Origin of the sequence: Mycobacterium stomatepiae, assembly GCF_010731715.1 — a bacterium.
Classification (GTDB): Bacteria; Actinomycetota; Actinomycetes; order Mycobacteriales; family Mycobacteriaceae; genus Mycobacterium; species Mycobacterium stomatepiae.
The window spans coordinates 5,564,922-5,580,707 of the sequence record NZ_AP022587.1 but is presented as its reverse complement, the minus strand read 5'-3'; the positions used below and the strand labels follow the sequence as shown (position 1 = coordinate 5,580,707).

Genomic DNA, 15,786 nt, shown 5'->3' with positions numbered 1-15,786 from the left:
GCTACATCTTGATCGCCGGGATCAGCCTGCTGACATTCCAGGTTCGGTCTCTTCGTGCGGACACCGATGAAATCGCCAGGGAGACGGCCGTTATCACCACCAGCACGACGATCGCCTGCCAGAGCCGGACGTCGATACCGCCGAGGATGAGCTGCCGCAGCCCGTTGACGCCGTAGGTCATCGGGTCGAAGCGATGCAAAATCTGGAAGGGCCGTGACGTGGTCTCCACGGGGTACATGCCGCCGGCGCTGACGAGCTGCAGCATCAGCAGGGCCATGATCAGCACCCGGCCCACCGCCGGACCGACCAGCGCGTTGATCGCCTGCGTCGCGGCCACGAATGCCGCGGAGATCAGCACCATGAAACCCAACATGGCCACCGGATGCACCGCGTGCATCCCGAGGGCGAATCGAACCACGCAATACAGAATGACCGCCTGGAAAAGCGCGATGGCAGCCGCAGGAAGGTAACTGGCCAGCACCACGCGGAGCGCGAGCACCTCTGCGGCGATCGGACGACTCTGCAAGGGCCGCAGCACCATCCACAGCACCAACGCGCCGAAGAACAGGGCCAGCGTCAGGAAAAACGGCGCCATCCCGGTACCGAAGTTGGGCGCGGCGTTCTCGTGTGAAGCTTCGAGTTGCACCGGACCACCGATGGTGTCCGCGACCGCGTCCTTCTGCTGGGTTGTCCAGTTGGGTAACTGCTTGGCCCCGTCGGCAAGTTTGGTCGCCAGCTCGGCCGATCCCGCCTTGAGCTGCCGTGCTCCGTCGTCGAGTTTGGCTATGCCGCCGGCTAATTCGGCGTTACCGGCGGCGAGCTGCTGAGCTCCGTCGCGGAGCTGGGTGAGCTTGCTCGTCAGCTCCCGCCCCCGATTGCCGACTTGGTCGAGGGCCGACCCCAGCGGGCTGCCCGGTCCGCGCAGGGCCGAGGTCATCGCGATCGCGGCGTTTTGCGCGTCGGTGAGCTGCTGGCGGATCTGCGGCGTGAACTGATGTCCCCGAAGCTGATCCTGAACGCCGCGCAGGTTGTTCGCCAGCGGATCCTGTCGCGCGGAAAGCTGATCGATCACCGACGACAGCGAGTTGGCGGCGGCGTCCTGCGCGGTGGCGATCGCACCGATCTGATCGTTGGCCTGCTGCAGCGCGCTGGCACCCTGTTGCAGTTGCTGCGTATTGCCGCTGATCTGCGACAGCGCACCGGTTATCGCGAGCAGCGGGTCGGTGGCCTGGTTGATTCCGTCCGAGAGTTGCCGGGCGCCGTCGGCGAGCTTCGCCGAGCCCGACCTCGCGGAGTCAAGACCGCTCAACAGCTGACCCGCGCCGTCGTCGAGTCGAGCCGCCCCGTCGGCTGCCTGCTTGATACCCGCCCCGGACGAAACCACCACCGAGAGCATGTGATTGACTGCGTGTCCGGAGATCCGGTCGGACACGGCGTTGAGCACCTGGCTGATCGCGGTGCGACCGATGCTCGTCGAGATGTAGTTGTTGGCGTCGTTGTAGACGGCGATCAGGTTGGCCTTCTTGGGTTGCCCGGTCACCGGCGACGCGATCGACTCGCTGAAGTCGGGCGGCAATTCGACCATGAAGTAGTACTTGCCGTGGTCGACCCCCCTGCGCGCCTCCGATAAGTCCACGACGTGCCAGTCCAAGCCGCCGTCCGCGGTCAGGCTTTTGGCGATCTCTGCGCCGGCGTTGAACTGCTCCCCGTTGATCATGGCGCCACGGTCCGAATTGACCAGTGCCACCGGCATTTTGTTGGTGTGGCCGAAAGGATCCCAGAATGCCCACAGGTAGAGCGCCCCATACACCAACGGCAACAGCATCAGCACGACGATCGCCACCCGCGTCAGCCGGTTGCGACCGAAACGCTTTAGCTCCGAACCGAATGCGAGTCCAGCCAGCATCGTCAATCCCCTTCGGTCAAGATCCGGTGATCGTGAAGTTCGTGGTCGGGTGCGTCGGTGCCGAGCGGGTTGGTGACGCCGACGACGACAGTGCGCTGCTTCGCGAGAGCGCCTAGCCGTTGCACCGCGATCGCCCGCCGCGCATTGTCACGAACCTGCTCGAGGTCGCCGACCACCAGCACTGGTCGGTTCGACAGCACGGCCAACGTGATGCGCAGCAAAAGCAGTTCCAGATCGGACAATTCGACGATGTAGGCACCCGAGGGCGGCGGCGGCGTTTCACCGAAGACCTCGGTCAGCTCGGCCTGGCCGGCCTGCGGCGGCACCAGCGAATACCACGGCGCCAACCACCGGCATTGTTCGGCGAGCACCGTCGCCACGGTCACCGACTCCTCCAGGTCGTCGATATCGTCGAAGGCGGCGATGGAACAGTGCCGGCGAATCGCGTGCGGTGTCGTTTCGCCGAGCACGGTCAGCGAGCCGTGGCTGGGCTTGAAGCGCCCCGCGAGGGTCAACAGCAGCGTGGTCTGTCCCGGTCCGCCAGGCATCTGAATCGCGTGAAAGCCCGGCGTAAGCGTGAGATCAACGCCCGAGAACAAGGGTCCGTGCTCGCCGTCGACCCCCAATCCGGCGGCGGTGATCACCGGTTCAGCGGCGTCCGGCTCGTCTGTCGTATCCATGTGGGCTCTCCTAATCGCCAGAATCCGGAACCGATTCCAGCAGCGCGGTGATCAGTTGCGTGAGCAGGTCAGCGTTGATGGTTCCGGGGCGCAAGACCTCTTCCATCGCGACGCCCAAATTAAGGGTGACGACGAGCTGGGCGACGTCGGCCAGCCGCCGGTCCGACGGCCCGGTGTCGGTCGATCTGACTATGTGAACCGCTTGGTCGGCGGCGGAACGACGGCGTTCGATCAGTCGCTCGCGAAGCTGCGGATCGCGTTGTGCGCGCAGCCAGTACTCGACCAGCAGGACGTAATAGTCGGAATGGTCACGAACCGAGTCGAGCACCGATCGGCTCAACTCGTTTGCGGCCGCGCCGGTGTCACCGCCGCTGTTGTCCAGCACCGTCGCGATCTGCTCGCCGCGTAGCTCGAATTCGCGGTCGACCAGGGCGAGGAACAGTTCGTCCTTCGACTCGAAGTTCGAGTAGACCGCACCCTTCGTGAAGCCCGCCGCCTGACCGATCGCATCGATGGTGGCACCCGCGAATCCGTCAGCGGCGAATACTTTCGAGGCCGCATCCAGGATCCGGTCGCGCACCTCGCCACGAGTGGGGCGCGTTCGAGGTGGCTTGACCGGCGACATGTCCAGCAGCATACTCCTCGGTATCGATTAGATACTAATCAGTATCGAAAGAGGCCCCATGCCGACTTTGGGAAATCCTGCGCAGCGTGGGACGGCGTCCGGTGTACTCGATCACAACCACGTCGACAGGCTCACGCCCGTGACGCACACTGTGGCCATGCATGCAATCGAAGTCAGAGAGCTGGGTGGGCCGGAAGTTCTTTCCTACATTGAGATCTCACCACCCTCCCCCGGCCCCGGTGAGGTGTTGATCAAGGCCGAGGCGATCGGCGTGAACTTCATAGACACTTACTTCCGGACCGGGTTGTATCCGCACGAGTTGCCATTCGTGCTAGGCGCGGAGGTGGCCGGCACCGTGGCAGCAACGGGTTCCGGCGTCACCGGATTTCGGGTGGGCGACCGGGTCGCTACCGCGGACGCCATCGGCTCCTACGCCGAATATTGCATTGCGCCAGCAGATCTCGTTGCCGTGTTGCCCGACGATGTTGCTTCCGATGTCGCGGCCGCGGCTTTGCTGAAAGGCATGACGGCGCACTTGCTGGTCAAGTCGGTGTATCCAGTGCAGCCCGGCGACACCGTGTTGCTGCACGCCGGTGCGGGCGGGGTCGGCCTGATCCTGACGCAGTGGGCAACCAGCCTGGGCGGGCGCGTCATCACCACGGCGTCCACCCCGGCCAAAGCGGAGCTTTCGCGCCAAGCCGGCGCGGTCGAGGTGCTCGACTATCCCGACGACCCGCAGGAGTTCGGCGCGAAAGTCCGTGCGCTGACCGACGGCGGTGCGGAGGCCGTGTACGACGGTGTCGGCAAATCCACCTTCGACGCCAGCCTGGCCAGCCTGTCCGTGCGCGGAACACTCGCACTCTTCGGCGCCGCCAGCGGGCCGGTCGCGCCGCTGGATCCCCAGCGACTGAACGCGGCCGGCTCGGTGTACCTCACCAGGCCGTCGCGGGCCCACTTCGTGCGCGGCCGCGCCGAGTTCGCCTGGCGAACAGGGGAATTGTTCGAGGCAATCGCCGCCGGCGTCATCACGGTGACGGTGAGCGCCCGCTACCCGCTTGCGCAAGCGGCCGACGCGCACCGAGACCTCCAGGCGCGCAAGACCGTCGGATCGGTGGTGCTCACACCCTAGTGACTCAGACCAGCGAGTAGCGCACCGGCAGGTGTTTGAGACCACCGACGAACGTCGTGGCGATCAATTCCGGATCACCGGTCAGCTCAATCGATTTGAGCCTGGGCACCAACTCTGAGAAGAAGCTGTTGACTTCCATGCGGGCCAGCGCGGCACCCATGCAGAAGTGCACGCCGTAGCCGAAGGCGAGATGCTTATTGGGATCACGCGATACGTCGAAGCGGAACGGGTCGCCGAAGACATCCTCGTCGCGGTTGCCCGACACGTAGGACAGCAGCACGGAATCCCCTGCGGCGATCGGTACTCCGCGCACGGTGGTGTCCTCGTTGGCGGTCCGCATGAACTCCTTGACCGGGGTGACCCAGCGGATCATCTCCTCGGTGGCCAATGGCATCAGGTCGAGATTGTTGCGTAGCCGGTCCAGCTGGTCCGGGTTTTCGATCAGCGCCTGCAGGCCGCCGGAGATGGTCGCGCTGGTGGTGTCGTGGCCCGCCGTCGCCACGATCAGGTAGTAGGACACGGTGTCGATGTCGGACAGCGGCTCGCCGTCGACGCGGGCGTTGGCGATCGCCGAGGCGAGATCCTCGGTCGGATTCTCGCGGCGGGCCGCGGTCACGCCGTTGAAGTAACCGAACATGTCGAGCAACGCCGGAATCTGATCCTCATTCGTGCTGCCGCGTTTGAACTCCGAGTCGTCGCTGCCGAATAGCTTCTGGGTGAGCTTGAGCATCCGGGCGAAGTCGGCTTCCGGGATGCCCAGGAGCGACATGATCACGAACAGCGGGTAGTTCACCGCGACCTGCTGGACGAAGTCGCATTCCGGCCCGACGGCGAGCATCTTGTCCACGTAGATCCTGGCGAGTTCGTCGACGCGCATCCTCAACGCGCGCATCGCCTTTGGCCGAAACCAGTCCGAACCGATCGCGCGTATCACCCGGTGCTGCGGGTCGTCCAGGTGGATTAACGTGCGTACCCCGGCGGCGGCTTGCAGCTCGTCGCCCACGGTGGTTGTCAGGACGGGCCGCGGCCAGTTGGTGAACAACATGTTCTCGCGCTCGATGTCCATGATGTCGGCGTGTTTGGTGATCGCCCAGAACGGCTTGTAGTCCGGCACCTCGACCCGGGCTACCGGCGCGGTGGCGCGCAAATGAGTCAGCGCCTCGTGTAGCCGTTTCTCGTCGGTGTACGCCAACGGATCCCCCAGCACCCTTCCGGCGTCGTCCATCGTCGCTGTGCTCACTGGCGAAACTCCTTCATTGCTGCGGTGATACAGGGCCGGGAAGCGTTGTAGAAGATCGGCAACACGCGGTCGACCACGCCCTCACACCGGCTTTTCAGGGCGGCGCTGACCTGGTCCACGGGGCCCACGACGGCGAAGGCCGACAGCATCTCGTCGTCGATCAGCGAGCCCATCGCGTCCCACTCCCCCTGCTTGGAAAGGCGATTCAGCTCGGCGTACAGGTCGCCCCAGCCATGCAGCGCGAGCACCTTGCTGTAGGCGGGCGTGGATCCGTAGAAGGCGATCTGCTTGCGCGCGGCCGTCATGGCCGCCGCCAACTCGGCGTCGTTTTCTCCAGTCGCCACCATCACCTCGCACGACACCTCGAAGTTGCCGCGGCTGCGGCCGCTGCGCGCCATCCCGCGCAACAGCGCCGGCACCGTCACCTCGTTGAGGTAGCGCTTCGAGACCATCGGGTGACCGAGGTGGCCGTCGGCGACCTCACCGCACATCTCGGTCATCACCTCGCCGACCCCCGCGACGAACACCTTCGGCACCGAATACGGGTGCTGTTCCGGGGTGAACATCGGCGTCATGATCCTGTGGGTATAGAAGTCGCCCTCGAAACTCAGCTTGGCCTCGCCGTTCCAGGCGGACCAGATGGCATGCAGCGCGGAGACGAATTCGCGCATCCGCCGAGCCGGATGACTCCACGGCATGCTGAATCGTTTCTCGATATGAGGCTGAATCTGGGTGCCCAGCCCCAGGATGAAGCGGCCCTGCGAATACGCCTGCAAGTCCCAGGCGACGTTGGCGACGATCATCGGATTGCGCGCGAACGCCACGGCGATGTTGGTGCCGAGCTCGAGTCGCGACGTGTGCTCGGCGGCCAGCAGCAGCGGCAGGAACGGGTCGTGGCTGGTTTCGGCGGTCCAGCCACCGTCATACCCCTGATGTTCCAGGTTGCCGACGGCTTCGACCACGCGATCGAGTCGATTGGGGATGCCGCCGTCGATCTTGAGGCGGGGGCCGTCAAGCATGCGGGTAACTTTACAGTAAGCAATCCAGTATGTGACCCTGCTGATCTGGACGCGCGACCATTTCCCCACAGAGGTAGGAAAGAAGCATGACAAAACCCCCGGACTGGGAGGAGACGCTCACCGACCTCGACCGTCGGCGTCGGCACGCGTGGGGCATGGGCGGACCGGAGCGGCTGGACAAACATCGGGGCAAGGGCAAGCTCGACGCCCGCGCACGCATCGACCTACTTCTCGACCCGGGCACCTTCCGCGAAATCGGCACGCTCGTCGGGGCGAAATCGCGGCCGACGGGCTGGTGGTCGGCTCGGGCTCGATCAGCGGCTCACCGGTGATGCTGGGCGCCGAGGACTTCACCACCCTGGCCGGGAGCATCGGCCCAGGCGGCAACTCCAAGCGCTACCGCATCGCGGAGCTGGCGTTGCGCGACAAGACGCCGCTGGTGATGCTGCTCGAAGGTGCGGGCTTTCGCCCCGGCGGCGGGCACTACGGGCGCGCCCCCACCGACCTGCTCGCCCAGGCGCAATGCTCGGGCAAGGTGCCGACCGTCGCGGCCGTGCTCGGCCCGTCGGCCGGACACGGCGCGCTGGTGGCACCGGTGTGCGACTTCCGAATCATGAGCACTCAGGGCGCCATCTTCACCGCCGGGCCGCCGGTCGTCAAAGAGTCGACCGGAGAAGACATTTCGAAGGAGGACCTCGGTGGCCCCGTCACCGCGTTGCCCAGCGGGGTCATCCACAACGTCGCCGAAGACGACGGGGCCGTCATTGCCGACATCCGCCGCTACCTGTCCTACTTCCCGGCCAGCGCATGGTCGTATCCGTCGCCGCTGCCCCCCGACGAGTACAGCGAGCCACGGCCGACACCGGAACTGCTCGACATCGTTTCGCGCGACAACCGCCGCGTCTACGACATGCGCGCCGTGCTCGACGTGGTCTTCGACCGGCCCGACTGGTTCGAGGTGCAGCCGCAGTACGGCAAGGCGATCATCTGCGCGCTGGCCCATCTCGGTGGCCACCCCGTCGCGGTCGTCGCGAACCAACCCAACGTGCTGGCCGGCTCGATCGATGCCGACGCCGCGGACAAGGCGGCGCATTTCATCATGGTGGCCGACTCGTTCCACCTGCCGCTGATCTTCTTCGCGGACAATCCGGGCATGCTGCCCGGCAGCCGGTCCGAGCGCAGCGGCGTGCTGCGCGCCGGCGCGCGGATGTTCGCTGCCCAGACCGCGGCCACCACCGTCAAGCTGCACGTAACGCTGCGCAAGGCGTACGGGTTCGGCTCGATGGTCATGTCGCTGTTGGGTTTCGACAGCCAATCGGCAACCTTCGCCTACCCCGGCGCGACGATGGGTGCCATGAGCGCGGCCGCGCTGGGCCGGGCGACGCACGCCGGCGAGGACGTCACCGCCAAGTTGCGTGACGCCGAGCTGCAGGCGTCGTATCGCTCGGCCGAAAGCATGGGATTCGACGAACTAATCGATCCCCGCGAGACCCGTGACGCCTTGCTGGCCTCCCTGCTTCGAAGCCTGTCGGCCCGGCAGGCCGCCGCCGAGCCGGTCAGCCGGACGGCGATCCTGCCCTAAGCGCGATAGGCGGTGACCACCGGCTCCAGCTCGTCGGGTGTCGCGCCGTGCATGATCAACGCGTCGGCGCCGTACTCGAATTCCTTGCGAATACGGTCCGCACACGCACTTGCCGACCCGGTCGCCGACGGTTCCAGCCACTCGTCGGGAATCAGCGTCGCGATGTGCTCGATCTGCTCGGCCGTGGCCTTGTGGTCGATCCCGCCGGCAATCGAGGTGACGACGGCGTCGGCCCGGAACCGTTGCAGCACGGCGGGATCCCAGTCGTTGGTCTTGACCATCAGGTCGCCGTAACCCTGCAGGTAGGTGGCCAGCCGGGCGACGGTCTTCTTCAGCCGTAGCTGCTCGGGAAGGTGGTCGCCGACCGTGGCGAAGCACGACCACACCCGCACGCTGCCGGGGTCACGGCCGGCCTTCTCCGCTGCGTTCTTGACGGTTGCGACACAGCGCTGCAAAGTCTCCGGAGTGAAGTAGGTGTGCAGGATGACGTCATCGAAGGCGCGGCCACCGAGCTCAAGCGTGTTGGGCCCGAACGCGACCAGCGCCAATCGGATGTCCTCGTTGAAGTCCGGGTCGAGGAAGAGGAGCGGGTATTTACCCATCGGACCTTCATGGTTGAAGATCAGCTCGCCGTGGAACAGACGACGCATTACCTGGGCCCAATCCTCCATCTGCGCGGTCGTGACGGCGGGGATGCCGAAGGCGCCATAGATCGCCGCGATGCCCCGGCCGATGCCCAAGGTGAACCGTCCACGCGAGAGCCGGTGCATCGTGGTCGCCCACGATCCGGTGATCAGCGGATGCCGCGTGTTGTGATTGGTTGCGGCGGTGGCGATCTGCATCCGGTTGGTCACCGCGCACGCCGCCCCGACCAGAGACGACGCCTCCTTGACGTTCCAGCGCTCGGAGATGCAGGCGGTGCCGAAGCCGTGCTCCTCGCCGCGGCGAGCCTCGTCCATCAAGGTCGCCGGACCATCACCTCCGGCCCCGGCCAGCAGGTAGTAGCCCAATTCGTCAAGTGTGTTGGTCAACTCCAGACTCCTTGCTGGTAGCCACAATTCCAGACTTCGGTGATCTTCCCGGCGACGACGCGGAAGATCTCCATCCTGGCGATTTCGACTTCGCCGCCAGGTTGTACAGTTCGACGACTTCGCGTGCCGTCCGGATGGCCGTCATCGCCGAGACACCTTTTCTGGCCCGTTTTGCCAGACCACTTCGCGCAGGAAACGCTCGGAAACCTTCTGCACGCGGCGAGAGAAGATGTGGCCGACGTGGCTGCCGTCGTACCAATAGAGCTGGCCGCCCCAGCGTTGCTGCAAAGCGTCGGTTGGCTCGCGCATCGCCATCCGATCGTGCCATGCCCCGACGATCAGCCTTCGCTGCGGCGGCGCCGGATCGACCGCCAGCGGGTCGATCACCGAGGTCAGCCGCGCGACCACCGGCGACCCCAGCAGCTCGCGGAATTCGCCGCGGCCGGTCCCGAAGCGTGACACGTGCCGCGCGATCATCCCGTTGAGGCCCAGGATCGGGGTGTAGAGCGCTACCGCGTCGATCTGCCGCTCAAGATGTGAAACCAGCGCGGCAACGGGTGTTCCCATCGAAATACCGGACACCACAACGGCACTCGCTTGCGGCTGCACCCAGCGCACGACCGCACGCACCTCGGAGACCGAGCGCATCATGCCCGCGACGTTGCCGAGTGGATCCAGGTCCGGATAGGCCGGCCATTCGCGGCGACGGCACCCGTGACCCGGTTGCACCGGCATCGCCACGTTGAACCCCAGCGTGTGGTGAATGCGGCCGATGCGGGACAGCAGCAGATCTTCGGTGCCGCCCTGGCCGGCTCCGTGCACCCAGACCAGCCACGGACGGGGACGGTCGCGGTGGCGACACAGGTGCACCAACGCCCTGGCCGGACCACCGAGGCCCCCGGCCGCCAGCGCCTCCGGCAGCTCCGGATCGTGTTCGAACGTCATCCGCTCGTAGGCCAGTCCGCCGATGCGGTGTCGCCGTATCGATGTCGCATGCAAGGGTTTTGGTGCGGCGTGCGCGCCGTCGACACCCAGCGTCGACAACTGCTCGGCGGCCGGCTCGCATTCGCTCAGCGGACGCACCCGCTCGCTCAGGTTTCCGCCCAGCAGCGAAAAGCCACTCAGGACAAGTTCGTCCAGCATGACCTCGCCGAACTGGCGCAGTCCCCGCGGTGACGCCGGGACCCAGCCCGTCGATTCGTTGAGGCCGGCCACCGTGCGCGGCAGCACCAAGCCCAATTCACGGCCGATGTCAATCCCGCGTGTCGCCCATGACATGGCGCTCACCCTAAGCCAACTTGAAACCGGCATATCCGCCGACGGCGATCTCCGCGCCGTGCATCTCGCGGCCGCCGGCGAAGATCGGCAGATCTTGCATCGCCCAGCTACCGGTCGCAGTGGTGGCCGAGGTGAGGGTCGGCTCCGGGGTGACGACCATGTCGGTGGTGAACACGCAGGCTTCGACGTCCTTGGTGTCCGGCAAACAGCAGTACCGCGCCTTCAATTTCCCAAGCTCTTCCAGCTCGTCGGCCGCCGAGATACCCGCTCGCGTCATCACGCTCCCTGCCGATCCCTGGAACAACTTCTGCGGACCTGCTGAAATCTATACTGTAACGGGTTTAGTATCTAGCAGAACTTGTGAGAAGCTGCGGTGAACCCCGCCTACCGCGTCGTCGTCCCCGCCGACGCCGCGGCGGGCATCCCGCCGAGTACGGTGCCGCGGTGATTGCCAGCACGCTGTCGTCACTGGCGACGATCACCACGACCGACGATCTGTTGACCGCTTGGAGGACGTCATGACCGACACGGCGCCCGGAACACGCGGAGGATTTCCCGACGTCAGGACGGTCGAAGACGCACCCGAAGAGTTGGGCCCATTCGTGGCGGCACTGCGCCGCTTACAGGATCTGACCGTCTCCACCAACCCGGACAGCTCGCTGTGGGCCGCCGCGACCGCGCACCTCGACAGCGCCTGCGCGCTACTAGACGGTCATCAGGTTCCCGAAACCGAGGTCCAAGCCGGCCGAGTACTGAGCCTGCCCGGATTGGCCCATCCGCTGATGCCGCCGTGGACGGTGACCGACGCCGGAACCCACGGCGTCACGATGAACGGTCACTTCACCCGGTCTCACGTGGGCGGCAACAACGCCGTGCACGGTGGGATGATCCCGCTGCTCTACGACTGGCTGTTCGGAATGGTGGTCACCAGCGCCGGAATTCGCCTGACACGCACCGGGTACCTCCACGCCGACTACCGCAAGATCACGCCGATCGACGAGCCATTGACCGCCCAGGGCCGCATCGCCGAGATCGACGGCAGGAAAGTCTTCATCTCCGCGACAATGACCGCGGCCGACGGATCGCTGCTGACCGAGGCCAATGGCCTGATGGTCCGTCTGCTACCCCACCAGCCGTGAGAGGCATAATGTCTGATAGTGCAACACAATTCACGATCCCTACCGTCGCGAACGCCGTCGCGGCGACGATCGGCGACCGCGACCTGCTGATCCAGGGCGATCGGCGATTCAGCTACGCGCAGATCATCGAGCGGTCTCACCGCCTCGCGGCGTATCTGCACTCCCGCTAGGCAACAGCGGGCGACTTTGCCGCGCAGATGATTCCACCGGCTGCGGGGTCCACGCGTGTTCGACTGTGCTGATGCGGATCCTAAGCCCCATGTTGTCTACTGTAATAATTACAGTACGATCTCATGTAACGACCGCCCGTTCGCGCGCAGATGCTGGAGATTTAGGTGACAACCGACGTTCACACCGCCGGTACCGGCGAGGAAACCGTCGATCTGCGTGACCCCTATCCGTACTTCGCACACAAGCGTCGTCAGTCCGGCGTGTTCCGCGGGACAGTCATGGATTACACCAAGACTCCCGAGTCCTTGCTGCCCAAGAACGAATACTCCGCGGTGTCGTTCAACGCGGTCAACACGGTGTTCCGGGACGGACGGGTGTTCAGCTCCGAGCCGTACGACAAGACGATCGGCCTGTTCATGGGTCCAACCATCCTGGCGATGGAGGGAAAGAAGCACCGCGAACACCGCAACCTGGTGTCGGCGGCATTCAAGTCCAGAGCGCTGGCCCGCTGGGAGCCCGAGATCGTCCGTCCGATCTGCAACGCGTTGATCGACGAATTCATCGATGCCGGAACCGCCGACCTGGTCCGCAATTACACCTTCGAATTCCCCACCCGCGTGATCGCCCGGCTGCTGGGATTGCCGGACGAAGATCTGCCGATGTTCCGCAAGCGCGCCGTGCAGTTGATCAGCTATCACGTCAACTACGAGAAGGCGTTCGAGGCGTCGGCGGCGCTGAAGGATTACTTCGTCGAACAGATCGACAAGCGCAAATCCAAACCCACCCAGGACATCATCGGCGATCTGGTGACCGCCGAGATCGATGGCGAAAAGCTCAGCGACGAGGCCATTTACTCGTTCCTGCGGTTGCTGCTGCCCGCGGGGCTGGAAACTACCTACCGCTCCTCGGGAAACCTGCTGTATCTGCTGCTCACCCATCCCGAGCAGTTCGTCGCGCTACAAGCCGATCGCGAGCTGATCGGCTTGGCGATCGAGGAAGGCCTGCGCGTCGAGACGCCGCTGACCACCGTGCAGCGGTTCACCACCGAGGACACCGTTCTGGAAGGCGTGACGATACCGGCACGCTCGGTGATCGGAGTGTGCGTCGGCTCCGCCAATCGCGACGAGGCGCGGTGGGAACGATCGGAGGAATTCGACATCTTCCGCAAGTCCACGCCGCACATCTCCTTCGCCGCCGGTGAGCACACCTGCTTGGGTCTGCACCTGGCACGGCTGGAAACCCGGGTCGCGGTCGAATGCCTGCTGAATCGGTTGGCCGAGATCAACCTGCTCACCGACGACGACCCGCATATCTTCGGCCAGCCCTTCCGCTCGCCGACGGCCCTTCCCGTGACGTTCGGGGCCAAGTAGCGTCCGCGGTTAAGAAACGTCAAGACGGAGTTGGTGGGAGAAATGGTCAAGGTAATGCAGGGCTTTCGGGTCCTCGAGGTTGCTCAGTTCACCTTCGTCCCGGCGGCGGGCGCGATCCTCGCCGACTGGGGCGCAGACGTGATCAAGGTCGAACACCCGCTGCGCGGCGATACTCAGCGCGGCTTCCTGAACATGGGCGGCATTCAGGTCAACCCGGACCGGCATCCGCTGATGGAGCATCCCAACCGCGGCAAGCGCAGCGTCGGCATCGACGTGTCCACGCCGGGCGGTCAGGAAGTGATCTACGAACTGGCCAAAACCTCCGATGTGCTTCTGACCAACTACAAGCCATCTCAGCGACAGGCACACAAGTTCGACGTCGAGCACATTCGCGCGGTGAACCCGAACATTATCTACGCTCGCGGTTCGGCTTACGGGGACAAGGGCCCCGAACGCAATGTCGGCGGCTACGACGGGACCGCGTTCTGGACCCGCAGTGGCATCGGCTATGCGTTGACTCCGGAGGAGTTGGGCGGCGCACTGGGACAGGGCATTCCCGCATTCGGCGATTCCATCGGCGGCATGTTCATCGCCGGCGGCATCTCGGCCGCCCTATTGCATCGCGAACGCACCGGGGAGGCGGTTGAACTCGACGTGTCGCTGTTGAGCACCGCCTGGTGGGCCGCGGGCGCCAGCATGACCCAAGGCATGGAGACCGGAGAGGTGATGCGTACGCCGATGCCGGGTTCTGCCTCCGCGATATCGGTGAATCCGTTCATGGGCAACTACGAGACGTCGGACGGCGGCACGATCAACCTGTGCATCATCAGTCCCACGGGCCTGATCCGCGACACCTTCGAGCATCTCGGCATCCCCGAAGCCGCCGACGACGAACGCTTCTCCGAGGTGCTGCCGTTGATTCAGAACGCCAGCGCGGCCGCCGAGCTGATCGCGAAAGCCTTCGCCGTCAAGACCTTCGAGTATTGGCGCCAGCATCTGAAGACGATGAAGGGCCAGTGGGCGCCGTTCCAGAGCCTGATCGACCTGGCCAGCGACGAGCAGGCCATCGCCAACGACATGATCGCCGAGGTCGAGGTCGCCGCGGGTGGTGCACCGTTCAAGGTCGTGCGCGGGCCGGTCCAGTTCAACCACGAGCCGCTGAAAACCACCCGGGCACCGCAGGCCTCCGAGCACACCGAGATCGTCTTGATGGAGATCGGCATGGATTGGGACCGCATCGAAGAACTCAAGAACGCAGGAGCCATTGCATGACCAACGGCGTGGCGATCATCGGGGCGGGCCTGCATCCGTTCGGCCGATTCGAGGGCAAGTCGGCCATGCAGATGGGCGTCGACGCCATCCTCGCCGCGGTCGCTGACGCCGGTATCGCTTGGCAAGACGTCCAATTCGCCACCGGCGGCAGCTGGACGGTCGCCAATCCGGACGCGATCGTCGGGATGGTCGGGCTCACCGGCATCCCGTTCACCAATGTGTTCAACGCTTGCGCGACAGCAGCCAGTGCTGTCAAGGCTTGCGCCGACGGGATCCGGTTAGGCGATTACGACATCGGTATCGCGATCGGCTTGGACAAGCACCCGCGCGGAGCGTTCACCGAAGACCCGGCACTGGTGGGCATGCCGACCTGGTACGCGGAGAACGGACAATATCTGACCACCCAGTTCTTCGGCATGAAGGCCAACCGCTAGCTGCACGACCACAATATCTCCCAGGAGACGCTGGCCAAGGTGGCAGCCAAGAACTTCCGCAATGGAGCCTTGAACCCGAACGCATTTCGCCGCAAGCCGATCTCCGAAGAGAACATCCTCAACTCGACGATGCTCAACTATCCGCTGACGCAGTACATGTTCTGCGCGCCCGACGAGGGCGCCGCGGCGGCGGTGATGTGTCGGGCCGACATCGCGCACCGCTATACCGCCAAGCCGGTCTATCTGCGAGCAGTGGAAGTCCGCACCCGCCGCTACGGCGCCTACGAGGTCAACACCACCTGCGCCCCGGTCGAAGAGGACGTGGCACCAACGGTTTACGCTGCCCGCTCCGCATTCGAGAAGGCCGGTGTGGCTCCCGGCGACGTCGACGTGATCCAGTTGCAGGACACCGATGCCGGCGCCGAGATCATCCACATGGCCGAGTGCGGGTTCTGCGAGCACGGCGACCAGCAGAAGCTGCTGGCCGACGGCGCCACCGAGATCAACGGCCCGATGCCGGTCAACACCGACGGCGGGCTGATCGCCAACGGCGAGCCCATCGGCGCCTCTGGTCTGCGACAGGTCCACGAGATCGTCCGCCAACTCCGCGGTGAGGCGGGCGATCGCCAGGTGCCCGGAAATCCGAAGGTGGGCTTCACCCAGTTGTACGGCGCCCCCGGCACCGCCGCGGCGACCATCCTGACGACCTGACGGGACCATTCGATGGCTGAGTTCAGCCAGAGATCAATGCCGCCTTGCTCACCTCGCCAAAGCCCCGGTACACGCCCGGGATCATGTTCCGCAGCGCACGATGCCGCGGGTTCAGGTCATCCAGCACATCGTGATAGTGGTTGTGATCGCTCATGTTCGGGTGCGACTCCTATACCCGCAGGGGTATGCCCCAGGCGGC

14 protein-coding genes and 3 pseudogenes are annotated in these 15,786 nt (G+C 65.2%); 8 read left to right on the top strand and 9 right to left on the bottom strand.

The window, feature by feature from the left end; genetic code table 11:
* Window position 1: 1 nt before the first annotated feature.
* Genes G6N54_RS26570 through G6N54_RS26560 form a run of 3 tightly spaced genes read right to left on the bottom strand, consistent with a single transcriptional unit; the run spans window position 2 to window position 3,223 of the window.
* Window positions 2–1,906 (bottom strand): YhgE/Pip domain-containing protein, encoded by a 1,905-nt coding sequence (locus tag G6N54_RS26570; RefSeq protein ID WP_163793444.1) that lies wholly within the window; start codon window positions 1,904–1,906, stop codon window positions 2–4.
* 2 nt (window positions 1,907–1,908) lie between these two features.
* Window positions 1,909–2,586: a hypothetical protein gene (locus tag G6N54_RS26565; protein WP_163793442.1), complete on the bottom strand. Its 678-nt coding sequence runs from the start codon at window positions 2,584–2,586 to the stop codon at window positions 1,909–1,911.
* A gap of 10 nt (window positions 2,587–2,596) precedes the next feature.
* Window positions 2,597–3,223: a TetR/AcrR family transcriptional regulator gene (locus tag G6N54_RS26560; RefSeq protein WP_163793440.1), complete on the bottom strand. Its 627-nt coding sequence runs from the start codon at window positions 3,221–3,223 to the stop codon at window positions 2,597–2,599.
* 145 nt (window positions 3,224–3,368) lie between these two features.
* Here G6N54_RS26560 and G6N54_RS26555 point away from each other — a divergent pair, with 145 nt between their 5' ends.
* A complete protein-coding gene (locus G6N54_RS26555) occupies window positions 3,369–4,340 on the top strand; it encodes a quinone oxidoreductase family protein (protein ID WP_163793438.1) in 972 nt (323 codons plus the stop codon).
* A 4-nt stretch (window positions 4,341–4,344) separates the two neighbouring features.
* Here the strand turns inward: G6N54_RS26555 and G6N54_RS26550 are convergent, their stop codons facing one another.
* Both G6N54_RS26550 and G6N54_RS26545 read right to left on the bottom strand, forming a co-directional pair.
* A complete protein-coding gene (locus tag G6N54_RS26550; RefSeq protein WP_163795002.1) occupies window positions 4,345–5,565 on the bottom strand; it encodes a cytochrome P450 in 1,221 nt (406 codons plus the stop codon).
* 11 nt (window positions 5,566–5,576) lie between these two features.
* Window positions 5,577–6,599, bottom strand: a complete 1,023-nt coding sequence (locus G6N54_RS26545) for an LLM class F420-dependent oxidoreductase (protein WP_163793436.1) — start codon at window positions 6,597–6,599, stop codon at window positions 5,577–5,579.
* Between the two features lie 86 nt (window positions 6,600–6,685).
* Between G6N54_RS26545 and G6N54_RS26540 the strand changes: the two are divergent.
* A pseudogene (locus G6N54_RS26540) lies at window positions 6,686–8,181 on the top strand (acyl-CoA carboxylase subunit beta).
* On the opposite strand, the gene G6N54_RS26535 reads toward G6N54_RS26540, so the two are convergent.
* The 3 genes from G6N54_RS26535 to G6N54_RS26520 all read right to left on the bottom strand — a co-directional run bounded on the left by G6N54_RS26535 (window position 8,178) and on the right by G6N54_RS26520 (window position 10,767).
* Window positions 8,178–9,245, bottom strand: coding sequence for a TIGR03857 family LLM class F420-dependent oxidoreductase (locus G6N54_RS26535; protein WP_163795000.1), 1,068 nt, complete (start codon window positions 9,243–9,245; stop codon window positions 8,178–8,180). The pseudogene G6N54_RS26540 and the gene G6N54_RS26535 sit on opposite strands and share 4 nt — an antisense overlap.
* A 108-nt stretch (window positions 9,246–9,353) precedes the next feature.
* Complete coding sequence (locus G6N54_RS26525) at window positions 9,354–10,490, bottom strand: alpha/beta hydrolase family protein (RefSeq protein WP_163793433.1); 1,137 nt, start codon at window positions 10,488–10,490, stop codon at window positions 9,354–9,356.
* A 10-nt stretch (window positions 10,491–10,500) separates the two neighbouring features.
* Window positions 10,501–10,767: a hypothetical protein gene (locus G6N54_RS26520; protein ID WP_163793432.1), complete on the bottom strand. Its 267-nt coding sequence runs from the start codon at window positions 10,765–10,767 to the stop codon at window positions 10,501–10,503.
* A 93-nt stretch (window positions 10,768–10,860) separates the two neighbouring features.
* Between G6N54_RS26520 and G6N54_RS26515 the strand changes: the two are divergent.
* The 6 genes and pseudogenes from G6N54_RS26515 to G6N54_RS26490 form a co-directional block, all read left to right on the top strand.
* Window positions 10,861–11,012: pseudogene (locus tag G6N54_RS26515) on the top strand (cysteine hydrolase); the annotation flags it as partial.
* Window positions 11,009–11,629: a PaaI family thioesterase gene (locus G6N54_RS26510; RefSeq protein ID WP_163793430.1), complete on the top strand. Its 621-nt coding sequence runs from the start codon at window positions 11,009–11,011 to the stop codon at window positions 11,627–11,629. The pseudogene G6N54_RS26515 and the gene G6N54_RS26510, both read left to right, overlap by 4 nt.
* An 8-nt stretch (window positions 11,630–11,637) precedes the next feature.
* A complete protein-coding gene (locus tag G6N54_RS26505) occupies window positions 11,638–11,799 on the top strand; it encodes a hypothetical protein (RefSeq protein ID WP_163788004.1) in 162 nt (53 codons plus the stop codon).
* 165 nt (window positions 11,800–11,964) lie between these two features.
* Entirely contained in the window at window positions 11,965–13,170 is a 1,206-nt protein-coding gene (locus tag G6N54_RS26500; RefSeq protein WP_163793429.1) for a cytochrome P450, read from the top strand.
* A 54-nt stretch (window positions 13,171–13,224) separates the two neighbouring features.
* On the top strand, window positions 13,225–14,442 hold the full coding sequence (locus G6N54_RS26495) for a CaiB/BaiF CoA transferase family protein (protein ID WP_163794998.1): 1,218 nt from the start codon (window positions 13,225–13,227) through the stop codon (window positions 14,440–14,442).
* Window positions 14,439–15,587 (top strand): annotated as a pseudogene (locus tag G6N54_RS26490) (thiolase family protein). Before G6N54_RS26495 ends, G6N54_RS26490 begins: the two are co-directional and overlap by 4 nt.
* 22 nt (window positions 15,588–15,609) lie before the next feature.
* On the opposite strand, the gene G6N54_RS31215 reads toward G6N54_RS26490, so the two are convergent.
* Window positions 15,610–15,741 (bottom strand): hypothetical protein, encoded by a 132-nt coding sequence (locus G6N54_RS31215; protein ID WP_264078380.1) that lies wholly within the window; start codon window positions 15,739–15,741, stop codon window positions 15,610–15,612.
* Window positions 15,742–15,786: the final 45 nt, after the last annotated feature.